Genomic DNA, 16680 nt, shown 5'->3' on the forward strand with positions numbered 1-16680 from the left:
GAACTTGAAAGAACGAACCTGATCATAACGGAGTGAAAAAATGAGTAAACCTAAGAAAAAGAGCGGAACAGGCCAGGGCACCGGCAAAAAAGGCTGGAACCGGTGGCAGGCAGGCGCCAATAAGAAAAAGAGCAATAAGCCTTATACGAGTAAAGGTGTAAAACACGGAAACAAGCAGGAAGACTAAGAATGCACGTCCATTTCCTTTTGGGAATGGGCTTTTTTTCTGGAGGTAGGAAAAAACAGGGAAATATCATCTTCTTTCTATATTTAATGAGAGTGGTGAAACACGACTTTCCCTAAAGCATTTTTTAAAAATGTAAAAAGAATTTGCTATTTTTACGATTTCCTGTTATTCTAAGAAAGAATTATTTTTGTTCGGTCTGTAAGGAATGAAAGTATTTAAACTTTTCGCCTTTGATATCTAATTGAGCAATAATAGTAATAAATTGTGGATACAATGTCCACACAGGAGGATACACACATGCAAGAAGGTACAGTAAAATGGTTTAACGCAGAAAAAGGTTTCGGTTTTATCGAAATCGAAGGTGGAGAAGATGTATTCGTACATTTCTCAGCTATCCAAGGCGAAGGATTTAAATCTTTAGACGAAGGTCAAAAAGTTTCATTCGAAACTGAGCAAGGTCAACGCGGACTTCAAGCGACTAACGTTAACAAAATCTAATTGCTTTAAAAAGAAGGACTCTCTCTGAGGGTCCTTTTTTTTGCAAAAAAAAGTGCCTGCAATTAGGCACCATTTTAGTTACGTCAATGCGTATTTTATTATTCCCTGAATGTAGATGAACGTTTCCTTCAACTCACATTCCCTGATTTTGATCTTTCCTTCTCTTTCTAATTCAGCTGCCACATTTTTGATGGTTTCCGCTTCTTCCCTGGATTGCACAGGAAGTTCGATCGTGAAAAAGTTTCCGCGACTTGTTTGATTCAGCTTTTTTAGTAATGTACTTTTATTCATTCGGCCATCCCCTTTATATCTTTACTTTCGACAAAGGAACGGTATATTCCTTTAAGTAGAGAGAGTGGGAGTGAATTTTCGGATGGATTTGCTTTTTATCAGATTATCTGTTAGTCTTAGTAAGAATTATTTTTGTTCGGTCTGTAAGGAAAGAATAAGTTTTAAACTTTTCGCCTTTGATATCTAACTTGAGCAACGATAGTAATAAAACGTGGATTCAATATCCACACAGGAGGATACACACATGCAAGAAGGTACAGTAAAATGGTTTAACGCAGAAAAAGGTTTCGGTTTCATCGAAATCGAAGGTGGAGAAGATGTATTCGTACATTTCTCAGCTATCCAAGGCGAAGGATTTAAATCTTTAGACGAAGGTCAAAAAGTTACATTTGACACTGAGCAAGGTCAACGTGGACTTCAAGCGACTAACGTTGTTAAAGCGTAATAGCTTTTAAGAAAAAAGGACTCTCTCAGGAGGGTCCTTTTTTTATTGGTGATGAGACGTTTTGGGTGGATCTGGGGCCACCTGTGTTTTAGGTGACTGCTAGCTCCGGCGGCTAGAGGCTCGAGGTCATAAGTCAAACAGGCCAAAAAGGCAAAGAGCGGCTTTCCGGCCTGTTCGCCTTATGCTTGTCGCCTCTGGGCGAGCCGCCTCCGCTTTAGGTGACTGCTAGCTCCGGCGGCTAGAGGCTCGAGGTCATAAGCTAAATAGGCCAGGAAGGCAAAGAGCGCCTTCCCAGCCTATTCATCTTATGCTTGTCGCCTCTGAACGAGCCGCCTGCGCTTTAGATATAAAAAGGGACCGACAGCGTTCGTCGGTCCCGGAGACAACATGTTACAAGTTAAAAATGGTTAGGTAAAGCATAACACACTATTGGGGGATTGCCTAAATAAATTTGAAAAGAATTTATGTGGACGTGATTTTGTGAATAGAATGTGTACTTTCCTATGAAAATAAGAAAAACTAAATGAGGTTATGATATGTCAATCAAACAGTTTAAGGATTATAAGCTCAGTGGAGAGATTGTCAGGGCGCTGTCCGGTTTAGGATATGAAGCTCCTACAGACGTACAATCCAAGGTACTCCCACTTGCTTTAGAGAGAAATGATCTTGTTGTCCGTTCTCAAACGGGGAGCGGAAAGACGGCTTCTTTCGGGATTCCCCTATGCGAGATGGTGGAGTGGGAGGAAAATAAACCTCAGGCGCTTATTTTGACCCCGACACGGGAGCTTGCGGTTCAAGTCAAAGAAGATATTACGAATATTGGGAGATATAAGCGGATTAAAGCGGCAGCCGTATACGGGAAATCCCCTTTCCATCGCCAAAAGCTTGAGTTGAAGCAGAAAAATCATATCGTCGTCGGTACACCGGGCCGTGTCCTCGACCATATTGAAAAAGGTACCTTTCCACTGGATAAATTGACGTACCTTGTCATTGATGAAGCCGATGAAATGCTTAACATGGGCTTTATCGATCAAGTAAAAGCGATCATTCAGGAACTGCCGGCTGATCGGGTGACCCTGACATTTTCTGCGACCTTACCAGAGGATGTCGAAGCACTCTGTCATAAATATATGAAGCAACCGGTTCATATTGAAATCAAGGCAACGGGAATCACGACGGATAAAATCGAGCATTCGGTTCTAGAAGTGAGGGAAGAGGATAAAATGTCCCTTCTGAAAAATGTGACCACTGTAGAAAACCCGGATAGCTGCATCATCTTTTGCCGGACGAAGGAAAATGTCGACACATTATGTGAAGAGCTGGACCGGTCGGGCTACCCTGTGGATAAAATCCATGGCGGCATGATCCAGGAAGCCAGATTTGAAGTCATGGACGATTTTAAGAGGGGAGATTTCCGATACCTGGTGGCAACGGACGTGGCGGCGCGGGGGATCGATATTGAGAACATCACCCACGTGATTAATTATGATATGCCCATGGAAAAGGAAAGCTATGTCCACCGTACCGGGAGAACGGGGAGAGCAGGACAGACAGGTAAAGCAATTACGTTCTGCACTCCTTATGAAGAGAAATTCCTTGATGAAATTGAGGGGTATATCGGATTTAAGATCCCTAAGCTTACGGCACCTACGCGGGAAGCTGTGGATAGGACGAAACAAGAGTTTGAACGGAAGCTTTCTGAGGAACCCGATTTTAAAATGGACAAAAGTCAGCAGCTGAATAGAGATATCATGAAGCTCTATTTCAATGGCGGGAAGAAAAAGAAAATCAGGGCAGTCGATTTTGTCGGAACGATTGCGAAAATCGATGGCGTGACAGCTGAAGACATCGGCATCATCACCATCCAGGAAAACCTGTCGTATGTGGAGATCCTCAATGGAAAAGGGCCGTTGGTTTTGCAGGCCATGAAGAAAACGACGGTAAAAGGGAAGATGCTTAAGGTACATGAAGCAAGGAAATAAATGTAGTGACCTTCTCCTGTGAGGAGGTCTTTTTTACATCCTGCAACATGGGGCACGATATGTCGGGTTGATAGGTTTCATTCTTGCTATTCTTATGAAGAAGGAGGTCATGGAAATGGATACATTGAAGACGATGAATGACGCTTTACACTATATTGAAGAAAACCTGACGGAAGAAATCGATTATGAGAAAGTGGCCAGGCGTGCCTATTGCTCGGAATATCACTTTAAACGGATGTTTTCATTCCTTGCCGGGATTTCACTGTCGGAATATATCCGACGACGTCGTTTGACCATGGCGGCACTTGAACTGCAAAACGGAAATGTAAAGGTGATTGATATAGCCTTAAAATATGGCTACGCATCACCCGATTCCTTTACTAGGGTCTTTCAAAAAATGCACGGGATCACTCCGTCACAAGCAAAGGGCCATTCCATCAAATCATTTCCACCGATGACCTTCCAGTTATCTATTAAAGGAGGCAATGAAATGAATTATCGAATCGTAGAGAAAGAACCGTTCTCCATTGTAGGAATCATGAAACGAGTACCCATCGTGTTTAATGGGGTGAATCCTGACATTGCAGGCATGTGGCAGAGCTTGGATGAAGACATGATCAAGAGGTTAAAGAGCCTATCTAATGTTGAACCACAAGGATTGATTAGTGCATCTGTCAACTTTTCCGAGGGCAGGATGGAAGAGAAGGGTGAGCTTGATCATTATATTGGGGCAGCGACAACAGAGGAATGTACCGACGGATTATCGAAACTTGATGTCCCTCGTCTAACTTGGGCAGTTTTTGAAGCGGTCGGTCCATTTCCGGATACTCTGCAGCAGGTATGGGGGAGAATCTATTCTGAATGGTTTCCAACTTCAAGCTATGAACAAGCAGAAGGACCGGAGATATTGTGGAATGAAAGTAAAGATGTTACGTCTGAAGCGTTTAGAAGTGAAATATGGATACCGGTTAGGAAAAGATGAGGAAGAGGCAGCGAATTCATTTGGATTCGCTGTTTTTTATTGGTCGGGTTTCCGAAAGCCTTCTCCGGATATAGCCGGAATCTTACGTGTCCCCAACCAACGTTATAGAAAAATAATATTGTAATCGTTTTCAACCTGTTGTATTATTCAGATAAAGGAAATCCGAAACGTTTTGGGAGATGTGCAAGTGACTACGATTAAAGATATTGCAAGAGTAGCTGGGGTGTCCGTTACGACGGTTTCAAGGGCGTTGAATGGATACTCGGATGTCAATGAAGATACAAGAAAGAAGATTGCCCAAGTGGCAAAAGAATTGAATTACAGCCCGAATTCCATTGCACGGAGTCTGGTGATGAAGAAATCGAAAACGATTGGATTACTCGTTTCCGGATTCACGAAGGAAAGTGTGAAGGATAATTTTATCGTGGAAGTTCTTGCGGGCATTAATGATTTTGTGTCAGGTTCTGATTACGACCTTGTATTATTTAATACGAATTCATCGAAGCAACGAGAAAAGACCTACACTCAGCTTTGCAGGGAACGAAGAGTGGATGGAGTGATCATCCAGGGGATCAGAACCGATGATCCTTATCTACATGAAGTGGTGGAAAGTGATATTCCCTGTGTATTGATCGATATCCCCCTTGAGTCTTCAAATGTAAGTCATGTGACAACAGATAATGTCTTAGGGGCTGAAAAAGCGGTCCGGCATTTAATCGACCAGGGCCACAGGAATATCGGGATGATCAATGGGCACGAGTTTGCGTTTGTCAGTCAGCAGCGACTGGAAGGTTATCATGCCGCCTTGCATCAAGCACAAATAGAAAGTAAACCCGCCTACATCGTAAACGGTGCATTTACTGAAGAAAGCGGAAGGACAGCAGCGCATGGATTGCTTTCCTCAAACCCGGAAATCACAGCCATCTTTTGCTCCAGTGATTTAATGGCCATCGGGGCAATGAATGTTGCGAAAGAGTTGGATTTGAAAATTCCGGAAGATCTTTCGATTGTTGGATATGATGATATCCTGCTTGCTTCGTACGTAAGCCCGAAGCTTACGACCATCCGACAAAATAAGTTTCAATTGGGCTATGAAGCTGCGAAATTATTATTGGATTTGTTAACGAATCAATCTGAAACCCATCGAATGGTGCTGGAAACAAAGTTGATTGAGAGGGAAAGTACCAACCGAATAATCGAATAATAGTTGGTGTGTAATTTCAAAGACCAGCCATTATTCGGTGGGAATCCGAAACGTTTTGGATGAAATGAATATTTTTTTACTCTTTTACCAAAACGTTTCGGAAACCGTTAAAACAATGTATGAAAGTAGGAGGAACCGATATGAATTACAGAGTGATTAAAGAAAACAACTTATTTCTTCTTACAGATGAACAGGGAGATATCACATCAGAGCATAGTTACGGACTGGGCTTATACAAGAATGATACCAGGTATTTAAGCAAGTTAAATGTGAAAATCAATCATCAAAAACCGATTCTATTACATTCGGATGGATCTGAAAACTATATGTCTACGATTCTATCGACAAATCCCCACCAGGAAGAGGAGGGCCATCTTATTCTGTGGCGAGAGTCCGTCGAGATCGAACGTAAGCGCTTTATTTATGATGATGTGTTATATGAAACGATCAAAACAAAAAACTATTATCCAAAGCCGGTCTCCTTTGAGTTGAATATAGAAGTCGATGTGGACTTTAACGATATGTTCATCGTACGTGGCTTTCAAACGGGAAAGGTAGGGAAAAGAACGGGACAGAAAGTGGAAGATCAATCCCTCGTCTTCCAATACGAAGGAGCAGACGGTATCGATCGCGCAACCAACATTCACTGGGATGCCAAAGAGAAAAATGTAAATGAAACTGGAGAGGTCACATTCCAGGTAGAGCTTCAGCATGAGGAAGAGCGATCCATTACATTTATGATTGTGCCCCTGGAAAATGGAGAATCGAGAGATGACATTTTACCGGTCGAAGAGGCTCTACAAAGATTAAGAGTTTCTTATAAAGAATGGTCTGCTGGGTTAACAACGGTAGAAACCGATTACGAACCACTTCAGCGTCTGGTGGACAGAGGGTTATCCGATCTTAGGGTGTTATTGAACGACACTGGATACGGTCAGTTTCCTGTAGCTGGTCTGCCTTGGTTCGGGGTACCATTTGGCCGGGATAGTCTTATTGCGGCACTGCAAATGATTGCCTTCCAGCCACAGGTTGCAAAAGGCACCCTGTTTACGATGGCGAGCGAACAAGGAACGAAGGTGGATCCGTGGAGAGACGAACAACCAGGGAAGATCATGCACGAAATTCGCTACGGAGAGCTTGCAAATACGAACCAGATTCCGTTCACGCCTTATTACGGGACGATTGATGCCACACCGTTATTCCTTGTCCTTCTAACGGAGTATGTGAAATGGACGGGTGATTTTGGCACATTCCGAAAGCTCTCAGACAACGTAAAGAGCGCTTTGAAGTGGATCGATCAATATGGAGATCGTGATGGAGATCTTTTCCTTGAGTATCACCAGGAATCTTCCAAAGGAATTGCCAATCAGGGCTGGAAGGATTCAGGGGATTCCATCGTTCACCGAAACGGGGACTACGCGGATACGCCAATCGCGTTGGTAGAGGTCCAAGGCTATGTGTACCAGGCAAAACGGGGACTGGCTGCCATTTATGAAGCACTAGAGGACCATGAGACAGCTTCCAGATTAAAGGCAGAAGCGAAAAACCTCCAAGAACGATTTGAACAGGAGTTTTGGATGGATGACCTTGAATTCTACGCCATTGCCCTTGATCGAAAGAAAGAAAAGGTAGGTACGATTACATCGAATCCTGGGCATGTGTTGTTTTCCGGGATAATGACAGGTGATCGCGCTGAAAAAGTCAGTCAAACATTAACAGGTGACAGCATGTTTACCGGTTACGGAATCCGTACGATGGGGAAAGGGGAAGCTGGCTATAACCCGATGAGCTACCATGATGGAAGTGTCTGGCCTCATGATAATAGTATGACTTTGCTCGGATTAAGCAAGCTGGGATTAACGGCTGAAGCCAAGAAGGTCATGAGTGGGCTGATTGAGGCGTCCCATCATTTCGAATACGACCGTCTTCCCGAATTATTCTGTGGATACGAGTCAACAATCGGAAAGGCAGTAAAGTATCCTGTCGCATGTTCTCCGCAAGCATGGGCAGCAGGGACACCTCTTGTGTTTGTTCAATCTTTATTGGGACTTTTCCCGAACAGCCTTCAAAAAGAGATCCATTTATATCCGATTTTACTCAATGGGATGAATACCTTAACGGTTCAAAATATAGCGATTGGTGATGGAGTGCTTTCTCTCTCCGTGGTGCGAAATGGTGACATAGTAGATACCACCATTATGGAAAACACAACGGGCTATGACATTGTAAAAGAAAAACAAACAGTCTAGGTACACCTGGGAATAAGCTTCCTATTTTTCATAAATCAATAAAGGGGTTGGAAGAAATGGTGAAAACAAAGTGGATGGCGAGTTTAGGGATTACGACGATGTTAGTGGGATCAGTGCTTGCGGGCTGCAGCGGTTCGGATGAGAAAGCAAGTTCAAACGGTGGGGAAAATGGTGATAAGGTCGAAATCACCTTAGCCGGCTGGGGAGGGAATCCTTCAGAGCAAAAGCTCCTGAAGCAAACCCTTGCTGACTTTGAAGAGAAGCATCCAAATATCGATGTGAAGCACGAAGTCATTTCTGAGCAGTACATGGATGTCTTGAAAACAAGACTAATCGGTGGCGAAGGACCTGATGTCTTTTATCTCGATGCCCTGGAAGCACCTGCCCTGATTGATACCGGGGTCGTGGAACCACTGGATGATTATGTGACGGAAGACTTCGATGTGAAAGATTTCGAAAAGCCGATGCTTGAAGCATTTCAAGTCGATGGGAAAACATACGGATTTCCGAAAGATTACTCGACTTTAGCGCTCTTCTATAATAAGAAGATGTTTGAAGAGGCGGGTGTCGAAGTTCCGAAAACATGGGATGAACTCCGTGAAGTTTCAAAAGCCCTGACGAAAGAGGGCGTCTATGGATTTGGTGTCGCACCTGAACTTGCCCGTCTTTACCACATCGCACAGGCAACGGGTGGGGAAGTCGTGAAGGATGACAAAGCGAACTTTGCTTCTGATAAAGTGGTGAATGCCCTTCAGCCAATCATCGACCAGCATAACAAAGACAAAACCTCTGCACAGGCCTCAGAAGTCGGAGCGAACTGGGGTGGAGAAATGTTCGGACAACAAAAAGCGGCCATGGTCATCGAAGGAAACTGGGCGATTCCATTTTTAGCCGATACATTCCCGGATGTTGACTACGGAACGGCTGAATTACCGACCATTGATGGAAAAAAAGGAACAATGGCTTACACGGTGGGATATGTGATGAATGCCGCATCTGAAAAGAAGGAAGCTTCATGGGAATTGATTTCTTATCTGACAGGTAAAGAAGGAATGGAAACTTGGACGTCCAAAGGTTTTGCCCTTCCGACACGTAAGTCAGTTGCTGAAAAATTGGGGTATGACAAAGATGAATTACGGGGTGCCCTCGTAGCAGGAGCACCATATGCAACAGTTTGGGCAGAAGGAAAGAATCTGCCGATCATCATGAATAACTTTAACAACCAGTTCATCGCAGCCTTCCTCGGAGACCGCCCATTGGATGAAGCTCTGAAAGAAGCACAGGAACAGGCGAATAGCGAAATTCAATAATCTTTCTAAAGGTACCTGGCACTCATGATCGTGTCAGGTACAACTTTACCATTGACTGTATTCTTTCTTCTTAGGTCTTGTCTTGTAGACCTTGGCGGAAAGAATACAGGTAATAGGTGTAGGTTAAAGAGACAGATAGAAAGTAGGGATAAGAATGAACAAACCATCTTCCAAAAAGAGATTAAAAGATGCAGGACAAGGATACTTATTTATGTCACCGACACTGCTGGTATTAGCCGTGTTTATCATTGGACCGATTCTATACGCCATTTTTTTATCCTTTCATAAAGTTCAACTCCTTGGTGATATGAGTTTCGATTTTGTGGCTTTCGACAATTTTACCCGGATCATGGAAGACAACAGGGCCATCATTGCCTTGAAAAACACAGCGAAATATGTGCTGATCGTGGTACCGACCCAAACCTTCCTCGCACTGGTATTAGCAGCCACGTTAAATGCAGGATTAAAGGGTGAGAAGCTGTTCCGGATCGTCTACTTTTTGCCGACGTTAACGTCTTCAGCCGTATTGACCCTGATCTTCATGTGGATGTACAACAAAGAAGGTTTGATCAATAACATATTAGATAAAGTCGGTTTGCCCACCTACAATTTTCTGGGGGATCCCGATATAGCCTTGAATGCCATCATGCTGATGAATATTTGGGCGACGGCTCCGTTTTTTATGGTCATTTATCTTGCTGCCCTTCAAGATATTCCCGACTCGTTATACGAAGCCGCTGAACTGGACGGAGCGAGTGCCATTCAGAAGTTCTTCTATGTAACTGTTCCGTTCCTCAGACCGGTTACATCCTTCGTCGTAATCATGGGAGTCATCGGCACGTTCCAGTTGTTTGATCAATCGTATATCTTCTCAGGGGGATCCGGAGGACCCAATAACTCGACGTTAACGGTCGTGCTCTTAATCTATCAATATGCGTTTAAATCATTGGGATCCATGGGATATGCAGCGGCCCTTGCCTTTGCACTGGCTCTCATCATCCTGGTGGCCACATTGATACAACGTAAATTCTCTAAAGAAGAATCACTCTATTAATGGGGGGACTAAAGCATGAATTCAAAGAAAAAGACGTTCAGTAAACGTCTCCTGTACATCGTTTTGATCGGCTATGCCATCACGACCCTGATCCCATTTCTATGGGCACTGTCTTCTTCATTTAAAACGCTGGAAGAAATCATTAGTGGGACAATGAATTTCATACCAAGAAATTTCACTTTAGATAATTATAAACAAATCTTCATCAAACAAGAGCTGTTTCCAAGATGGCTGTTCAACAGTCTGTTCATTGCTGTAGTCGGTACCGGTTTGAATATCATTTTTAATTCCATGTCGGGGTATGCCTTGGCACGATTGAGTTTTCCTGGGAAAAAGGCATTGTTCATCATAATCCTGGCTGTCCTGATGATCCCTGCACAGGTCACCATGATCCCGAACTACTTAATTTTAAAGGAAATCGGATGGCTTAACTCGTATCAAGGGATGATTGTACCGGCCATGATCAATGCGACCTTCATCTTCATGATGAGACAATTTTTCATCAATTTTCCGAAGGAACTGGAAGAGGCTGCCCAAATCGATGGTCTCAGCCGCTTCGGTATCTTCTTTAAAGTGGTATTGCCATTGGCAAAACCGGCCCTGGCTGCCCAGGCGATCTTTGTCTTTATGGGCTTTTGGAACAACTTCATGACTCCATTGATTGTTATGACAGATACTGAAATGTATACGTTGCCGTTAGGGTTGAACACCTTCAAAGGACAGTATGTCAGCTATTGGAATTACATCATGGCAGCATCGATGGTGTTTACACTTCCTGTTCTGTTGTTGTATGCATTCTTTAATCGGTACTTTATTAAGGGGATTTCGTTTACAGGGGGGAAATGATAGGAGAGGGAGCTTCCAATGGGAAACTCCCTTTTTTAAGTTTGCCAAACACTCACAAAGTATGTTAGAAATGTCCAAATCTATCACCAAAAAAAAAAGCGAACCCAATAAGGATTCGCTTCTCTTACATCATGCCCCTGCCCAAACATCCTTCGCGTATCGACCATCCTCTTCCAATGATCTCAGCCATTTATCAGCTTCTTCTTTCGATGTTTGATAGAGACGCATATAGCTTTCTACTAATGTCTTTTCAACATCCGGAGCCATCTTGCTTCCGTCCCCACAGATGTATAGTCGTCCGCCTTCTTTCAATAATGGCAGGATTTCCTCTGCATTTTCTGCAAGTCGGTGCTGGACGTATGCTTTTTCTTGACCCGGGCATCTTGAGAATGCCGTATGAAGGGTGACAATCCCTTCTTGTTCCGCTCGTTCCAATTCGCTCTGATACAGGTAGTCGTGCTCAGGATTGCGGCAACCGAAGTAGAGATGGGCCACACCGAGTGATCTTCCTTGCTCCTTAAGAACGCTGCGTGCCTGGATGAATCCTCTGAATGGAGCGATTCCCGTTCCTGGTCCGATCATGACAATCGGGGTTTCCGCATCCTCTGGCAGCTGGAAGTTCGATTGCGGTGTAGAGATAAAGCAGGCGACTTTGTCCCCTTGGGATCGCTCTGCAAGATAGTTGGATGCGATTCCTTTGTATACACCATGCCCGCTCCAGGCCTCTCCACGGACGACGCTGACGGTGATGGTTGCTTCTCCGTTTTTGTATAAAGGTGAGCTTGAAATCGAATAATAGCGTGCCTTCAATGATGGAAGAAGTGCAAGGAAACTTTCAAACGGTATTTCACATGCCATGTACTTCTCCACCAGGTCGAGCATCGTTATACGTTTACTTAATACCGCTTCTTTATACGTTTCATCCTTCAACAGTTCCTCGAGCTCAACGACGTGAGGAGGGCAGACGGTATGAGCAGCCAGGGTCCTGATTTGAGAACGGGTAGCGGGTTCTTGGAACTCTACATAATTGGCCAGTAATTCATAAAGTTTTACAGGCTTCTCTGTAGGGAGGTGCGCCGCTTTACCAGAATCGCCCGTCAAGGTAACGAAGTCCTGCCCGTTCAGGTTGAATCGACTGAGCACTCGCTCGACAAGAGACGCCGGATTTTGCGGAAGAACCCCGATATGGTCGCCTTCCTGATAGGTAACACCTTCTGGCAGCGTGAGGGTGATATGTCTCGTGCTCCTGCCGCTTTCTGCGTGGTGTAACTCTCTATTCTCATTTACCACTGCGGTAAAGGCATGGTGCGTGCGTGCCAGTGGTGTGTCGCTCACGTCACTGACATAATTCATTGTAATGGAGCTATTAGATCCATCGTTCTGATGCAGTTCGATGTTCAATTCGTCAGCCAGATTCGGCCAAAGGGAGTCTGCCCATTTTTCATAATCCCCTTCAAAGTCATCGCTTGCATCACCGTGCCCGATTTCTGCGATGCGGTGTCCGCCTTTTTCAAAAAGCTGTTCATCTATGAAGTTAGGGATCCTCTGATACGTAGTCGCCCAGTTATGGTCACCACATCCGAACACTGCGTAATGAACCCCTTCAAAGTCATCAGGCCGACTTTCTTTCAGCATGGAAATGAATTGACCTGCGTTGTCAGGAGGGTTTCCGTTGTAGGAAGCAGAAACCATGATGACCGCTCCTTCTGTTGGGAGTCCATCACTGTACTCATCCAATGTAGCGATCTCTGTCCGGAATCCTTGTTGACGGCCTGTTTCCCCCAGATCCCGGGCAATTCCTTCCGCCGTTCCCATGTTTGAGCCATAGAGGACGAGCAAGGGCGTGCCGTGGGATGATTCTACCTGGACAGATGTAGCCGCTTTTTCCGGTGTAGCTTCTTCGGAGGAAGCGATGGAGAATGCCATAGCAGGCTTACGGGGTAAAACCCGCATCGTCAATCCATCAGGCTTGAGAGTCAGCGTCTCTTTGACATCCAGTTGATAGTCTTGATGATCGATCAGGTCAAAATGCTGCAAGACCATTCCGAGCACCAGTGTCGCTTCATGAAGGGCGAACTGCTGTCCGATGCAGGCACGCTGTCCATTACCGAACGGTTTGTATGCGTGATAGGGAATGGAAGACGGGTCCTCGAATCGTTCAGGAATGAAGGCTTCCACGTCATCTCCCCATACGGATGAATCCCGATGTAATTCAGGGATTACGAGTGTGAACACATCATCTTTTTTGACATCATATTGGCCGCCAAGAGTTGTGTCGTCTTTGGCATATACAGAAAATGCAGGGGCGGTCGGCCACAGTCTCAGCGTTTCATTCAAGACCATGCGGACATACTTCAACTGTTTCACTTGCTTATAGTCAGGAATGGAATCTCCCACCACACGATCGACTTCCTCCTGAGCCTTTTTCAATTTTTCCCGGTTGTTCATCAGGTAGTAAAGGGCGAAGGAGAGGAGTCCACTTGTGGTTTCATGACCTGCAATCAAGAAGGTAATGATTTGAAAGCGGATGTTCTCGTCACTGAGCGCCTCGCCTGTTTCGGGATCTGTTCCTTTCAACATATAGGAGAGAAGATCTTCTTCCCCTTGATCCCCGGTTGCCTTGCGGTCGGCAATCAATTCGTCGACAAGTGAGAACATGTACTCGATGTCTTCCCTGAATTGTTTCTTCGATTTGATCATCAGTTTATCTTGAAGACCGAGGCGCTGTGATTGGTTCATCGCTTCATCCAGAGCCCGGACCATACTATCGACAAAGGGATGGGAGGTTTCCCGGTAGAAGCTGTTAAAACGGTAATTGAAACCACAGAGGCCGATGGTATCCAGGGTCAGACGGGTCATATCCTCGGGGACGTCGATTTCATCTGCAGGGTTAAGACGTGCCCATTTTTGGATGAGCTGGGTGGCGAGATCCACCATCTTTGAGTGGTATCCTTTCATGGCCTGCTGGCTGAAACTTGGCAGCAGGATATTATGCGCCTTCTTCCAATTCATCTCTGTCGTTTCACTGGTGAAAAGTCCGTCTCCACCGAAGGCTCTCACTTTTTGCAGGGCCGGTCCGACTTTTTTATCAAAACGGGTTTCGTCGCATATTTCTTTTGCAAGGGACGCACTGGAAACAAAGGTGCTCATTCTGCCGGGAAACTGGAACTGATAGATGGGTCCCAGCTCCCTGGAAAGCTTCATAAATGATTGAAGGGGCTTTTCTTTATCGATTACGGGCAAATTCCCGAGTGGTCCATACGTTTTCGGTTGTGGGTATTGAGATTGTTGTGTCATGGTTCCTTCACCTCGTATTAAAGTTTGGTTGTTGCGGAATGAACGTTCATTCCGCTTGAGATATGAGAAACGAATCGCTTCTCACATATGTAATCGTACAGCGTCCCACATACTTTCCTCTACATCAGTAAGCATAGAGGTATCAGGCTCCAATTCTCCGATCCGGACAAGTCGCTGAAGTTCGAGAAAGGCACCATAAAGGATGGCGATCAAAGCCGTGGAAGGCAGATTCTTGATGATCTTCTTCTCTTTTCCAGAATCGAAGAAGCATTTAAATAGATTCAACAGTTCTTCGAAGCATGTGTGACTTTCCTCGTTGAGGAAGTGGGCGCTGCTGTGTGTCCTGATGAAGTAGAGCGCCTGGCTCTGTTCTTTTGTAAATTGAATCATCGATTGGAAAATATGATGAAATTGATTCCGTATCGACTTCTCATACGGGAAATCATTTTCCACTGTTTCAGTAAAAATTTTCACATATTCTTGAAAAATCGTATTCCCAAGGACTTCTTTATTTTCAAAATAGCGATAGATCGTTCCTGCTCCCACGCCTGCGGACGAGGCAATCATGGGAATCGTCGTGGCGTCATAACCCCGTTCTGCAAATAGAGCCAGTGAACTCGCTACAATGCTGTCCCGCTTATTTAATGCCATTGACATACCAATTCAGCCTTTCATAACGGTAATGCGGAATGAATGTTCATTCCAGTATAGTGTATACCCATGTGAAAGTGTTCTCAATCACACGAAATACCCATTATTTGTGAAGGTTTTGTTAAGACGGGGGTATGGCCCTTTTTTTCTTTTCTATTATAATTGCCGGTCCAACTCTATCATTTTTTCATAGAATAACCTTGTAAGAGAGCTCACTTACTAGAGTTATAAAAAGAAAGGGGGGATTTTAGATGTCTTTAGGACTTGTCACCTTTCTGATTGCCGTATTATTACTTGTTGCTTGGTTGTTGGTATCGATCTTGGCTCCAAACAGCAATCTGGTATCTGTGTTGAAAAACGCCGTTTGCAGTACTTTGGGATGTTAATCTAAGTTCTTTTAATAGGGACGGACCTCCAAATGCCTTTCATTCGAAGATGAAACAGGCCCTGTGGAGGTCCGTCCCTCTCTATGTTTACTATTTCACATAAGGGGAAAATACTATCCATGAGATATTTCAAGGAGGTATTACTTTATGAGAAGGCTAGAAGATAAGGTCGCGGTGATTACAGGAGCTGCCACTGGGATCGGGGCAGCGACTGCCAAAGTGTTCGCCCGTGAAGGTGCGACGGTGGTTTGTGCAGATATTAATGAAAAGGAAATGAATAAGACAGTCGATGGGATCAGAAGCGATGGTGGAAAGGCAGAAGCATTCCATCTCGATGTTTCCAGTGAGGAAAGTGTCACGTCGCTTGCTGAAAAGATAAAGGAGAAATTTGGTGTGATCGATGTCCTCTTTAACAACGCCGGGGTCGATGAACAGGGTGGTAAGGTGCATGAATATCCTGTGGAACTATTTGATCGGATCATCGCAGTCGATTTGCGAGGGACTTTTTTATGCAGCAAGTATCTAATCCCACTTATGCTTGAAAATGGCGGATCCATTATCAATACGGCGTCCATGTCCGGCCATGCGGCAGATCTGGACCGGTCTGGCTACAATGCGGCAAAGGGTGGAATCATCAACTTTACGAAAGCCATGGCCATTGATTATGCGAGACATGGCATCCGAGTGAATTCCCTCTCACCCGGAACAATCGAGACCCCACTGATTGACGATCTCGTCGGGAGCAAACAGGAAAAGATGGGTGAGGAATTCAGGGAGGCCAATAAGTGGATCACACCGATGGGCCGTTTGGGAAGACCGGAAGAAATGGCGACGGTGGCCCTGTTCCTCGCATCGGACGACAGCTCCTACGTGACAGGTGAAGACATCACAGCAGACGGAGGCATCATGGCTTACACTTGGCCGGGTAAAATGTTGATCGAGGAAGAAGAGTGGAGAAAGGGTACAGAATAATATGAGGGACGGACCTCCAATCTTACGGCAGCCTTTGCATCAAAGGTTGTATGTGGGGTGGGGGTCTTTTTTTGTTTGAATAACGGAAGAGAATTTATAAAATTCAGAGGATAATAGTTGTTAAATGGAGGTCTAACTAGTAGGATAGTCTTACAAATATATGAGTTGGAAGCGAAGATCATTCACTGGTGAAATGGGCGCTGTTTGTGAATAGGAGCGAGTGGCGCAACCGGCCAGCACATTGCCAAGCGGAGAGCCTCCATAAAACGACTACTATCTCTTTGGTACATATTTGTTTTGTCTCTACTAATTTTTTTGAGAAAGAG

Annotated in this window: 15 protein-coding genes and 1 riboswitch; of the genes, 12 read left to right on the top strand and 3 right to left on the bottom strand. The window is 44.7% G+C overall.

Going from position 1 to position 16680, the window contains the following annotated elements:
- Positions 1 to 40: 40 nt before the first annotated feature.
- Together M1J35_RS08265 and M1J35_RS08270 are read left to right on the top strand one after the other, a co-directional pair.
- On the top strand, positions 41 to 187 hold the full coding sequence (locus M1J35_RS08265) for a DUF3934 family protein (protein ID WP_082386265.1): 147 nt from the start codon (positions 41 to 43) through the stop codon (positions 185 to 187).
- A gap of 297 nt (positions 188 to 484) precedes the next feature.
- On the top strand, positions 485 to 685 hold the full coding sequence (locus M1J35_RS08270; protein WP_034762311.1) for a cold-shock protein: 201 nt from the start codon (positions 485 to 487) through the stop codon (positions 683 to 685).
- Positions 686 to 763: 78 nt separating this feature from the next.
- Here the strand turns inward: M1J35_RS08270 and M1J35_RS08275 are convergent, their stop codons facing one another.
- Positions 764 to 976, bottom strand: a complete 213-nt coding sequence (locus M1J35_RS08275; protein WP_224520780.1) for a hypothetical protein — start codon at positions 974 to 976, stop codon at positions 764 to 766.
- Positions 977 to 1220: 244 nt separating this feature from the next.
- On the opposite strand from M1J35_RS08275, the gene M1J35_RS08280 reads away from it, so the two are divergent.
- From M1J35_RS08280 to M1J35_RS08315, 8 genes are all read left to right on the top strand, one after another.
- Positions 1221 to 1421: a cold-shock protein gene (locus M1J35_RS08280; protein WP_034762315.1), complete on the top strand. Its 201-nt coding sequence runs from the start codon at positions 1221 to 1223 to the stop codon at positions 1419 to 1421.
- 536 nt (positions 1422 to 1957) lie between these two features.
- Complete coding sequence (locus M1J35_RS08285; protein WP_254653372.1) at positions 1958 to 3403, top strand: DEAD/DEAH box helicase; 1446 nt, start codon at positions 1958 to 1960, stop codon at positions 3401 to 3403.
- Between the two features lie 115 nt (positions 3404 to 3518).
- The gene (locus M1J35_RS08290; RefSeq protein ID WP_254653373.1) at positions 3519 to 4385 is read left to right on the top strand and encodes an AraC family transcriptional regulator; all 867 of its coding nucleotides are present in this window, start codon (positions 3519 to 3521) and stop codon (positions 4383 to 4385) included.
- 187 nt (positions 4386 to 4572) lie between these two features.
- The gene (locus tag M1J35_RS08295) at positions 4573 to 5589 is read left to right on the top strand and encodes a LacI family DNA-binding transcriptional regulator (RefSeq protein WP_224520777.1); all 1017 of its coding nucleotides are present in this window, start codon (positions 4573 to 4575) and stop codon (positions 5587 to 5589) included.
- Between the two features lie 140 nt (positions 5590 to 5729).
- Complete coding sequence (locus M1J35_RS08300; protein WP_254653374.1) at positions 5730 to 7838, top strand: amylo-alpha-1,6-glucosidase; 2109 nt, start codon at positions 5730 to 5732, stop codon at positions 7836 to 7838.
- 56 nt (positions 7839 to 7894) lie between these two features.
- A complete protein-coding gene (locus M1J35_RS08305; protein ID WP_224520775.1) occupies positions 7895 to 9148 on the top strand; it encodes an ABC transporter substrate-binding protein in 1254 nt (417 codons plus the stop codon).
- Positions 9149 to 9302: 154 nt separating this feature from the next.
- A complete protein-coding gene (locus tag M1J35_RS08310) occupies positions 9303 to 10202 on the top strand; it encodes a carbohydrate ABC transporter permease (protein ID WP_229593329.1) in 900 nt (299 codons plus the stop codon).
- Positions 10203 to 10217: 15 nt separating this feature from the next.
- A complete protein-coding gene (locus M1J35_RS08315) occupies positions 10218 to 11048 on the top strand; it encodes a carbohydrate ABC transporter permease (RefSeq protein ID WP_224520773.1) in 831 nt (276 codons plus the stop codon).
- A 129-nt stretch (positions 11049 to 11177) separates the two neighbouring features.
- Here M1J35_RS08315 and M1J35_RS08320 read toward each other — a convergent pair whose 3' ends face one another.
- A complete protein-coding gene (locus M1J35_RS08320) occupies positions 11178 to 14345 on the bottom strand; it encodes a bifunctional cytochrome P450/NADPH--P450 reductase (protein WP_254653375.1) in 3168 nt (1055 codons plus the stop codon).
- 81 nt (positions 14346 to 14426) lie between these two features.
- Entirely contained in the window at positions 14427 to 15002 is a 576-nt protein-coding gene (locus tag M1J35_RS08325; RefSeq protein ID WP_224520771.1) for a TetR/AcrR family transcriptional regulator, read from the bottom strand.
- 245 nt (positions 15003 to 15247) lie between these two features.
- Here M1J35_RS08325 and M1J35_RS22690 point away from each other — a divergent pair, with 245 nt between their 5' ends.
- Both M1J35_RS22690 and M1J35_RS08330 read left to right on the top strand, forming a co-directional pair.
- Positions 15248 to 15382 (top strand): hypothetical protein, encoded by a 135-nt coding sequence (locus M1J35_RS22690; protein ID WP_256504009.1) that lies wholly within the window; start codon positions 15248 to 15250, stop codon positions 15380 to 15382.
- A 147-nt stretch (positions 15383 to 15529) separates the two neighbouring features.
- Positions 15530 to 16354 (top strand): SDR family oxidoreductase, encoded by an 825-nt coding sequence (locus tag M1J35_RS08330; RefSeq protein ID WP_254653376.1) that lies wholly within the window; start codon positions 15530 to 15532, stop codon positions 16352 to 16354.
- Positions 16355 to 16512: 158 nt separating this feature from the next.
- A riboswitch (cyclic di-GMP riboswitch) is annotated at positions 16513 to 16598 on the top strand.
- Positions 16599 to 16680 lie beyond the last annotated feature (82 nt).

The organism is Rossellomorea sp. KS-H15a (assembly GCF_024195245.1).
GTDB classification, from domain to species: domain Bacteria; phylum Bacillota; class Bacilli; order Bacillales; family Bacillaceae_B; genus Rossellomorea; species Rossellomorea vietnamensis.

Excerpts from the sequence above, each read along its gene's own strand:
- M1J35_RS08265 (WP_082386265.1), top strand. The coding sequence starts at position 41 with ATGAGTAAACCTAAGAAAAAGAGCGGAACAGGCCAGGGCACCGGCAAA.
- M1J35_RS08270 (WP_034762311.1), top strand. The coding sequence starts at position 485 with ATGCAAGAAGGTACAGTAAAATGGTTTAACGCAGAAAAAGGTTTCGGT.
- M1J35_RS08275 (WP_224520780.1), bottom strand. The coding sequence starts at position 976 with ATGAATAAAAGTACATTACTAAAAAAGCTGAATCAAACAAGTCGCGGA.
- M1J35_RS08280 (WP_034762315.1), top strand. The coding sequence starts at position 1,221 with ATGCAAGAAGGTACAGTAAAATGGTTTAACGCAGAAAAAGGTTTCGGT.
- M1J35_RS08285 (WP_254653372.1), top strand. The coding sequence starts at position 1,958 with ATGTCAATCAAACAGTTTAAGGATTATAAGCTCAGTGGAGAGATTGTC.
- M1J35_RS08290 (WP_254653373.1), top strand. The coding sequence starts at position 3,519 with ATGGATACATTGAAGACGATGAATGACGCTTTACACTATATTGAAGAA.
- M1J35_RS08300 (WP_254653374.1), top strand. The coding sequence starts at position 5,730 with ATGAATTACAGAGTGATTAAAGAAAACAACTTATTTCTTCTTACAGAT.
- M1J35_RS08305 (WP_224520775.1), top strand. The coding sequence starts at position 7,895 with ATGGTGAAAACAAAGTGGATGGCGAGTTTAGGGATTACGACGATGTTA.
- M1J35_RS08310 (WP_229593329.1), top strand. The coding sequence starts at position 9,303 with ATGAACAAACCATCTTCCAAAAAGAGATTAAAAGATGCAGGACAAGGA.
- M1J35_RS08315 (WP_224520773.1), top strand. The coding sequence starts at position 10,218 with ATGAATTCAAAGAAAAAGACGTTCAGTAAACGTCTCCTGTACATCGTT.
- M1J35_RS08320 (WP_254653375.1), bottom strand. The coding sequence starts at position 14,345 with ATGACACAACAATCTCAATACCCACAACCGAAAACGTATGGACCACTC.
- M1J35_RS08325 (WP_224520771.1), bottom strand. The coding sequence starts at position 15,002 with ATGTCAATGGCATTAAATAAGCGGGACAGCATTGTAGCGAGTTCACTG.
- M1J35_RS22690 (WP_256504009.1), top strand. The coding sequence starts at position 15,248 with ATGTCTTTAGGACTTGTCACCTTTCTGATTGCCGTATTATTACTTGTT.
- M1J35_RS08330 (WP_254653376.1), top strand. The coding sequence starts at position 15,530 with ATGAGAAGGCTAGAAGATAAGGTCGCGGTGATTACAGGAGCTGCCACT.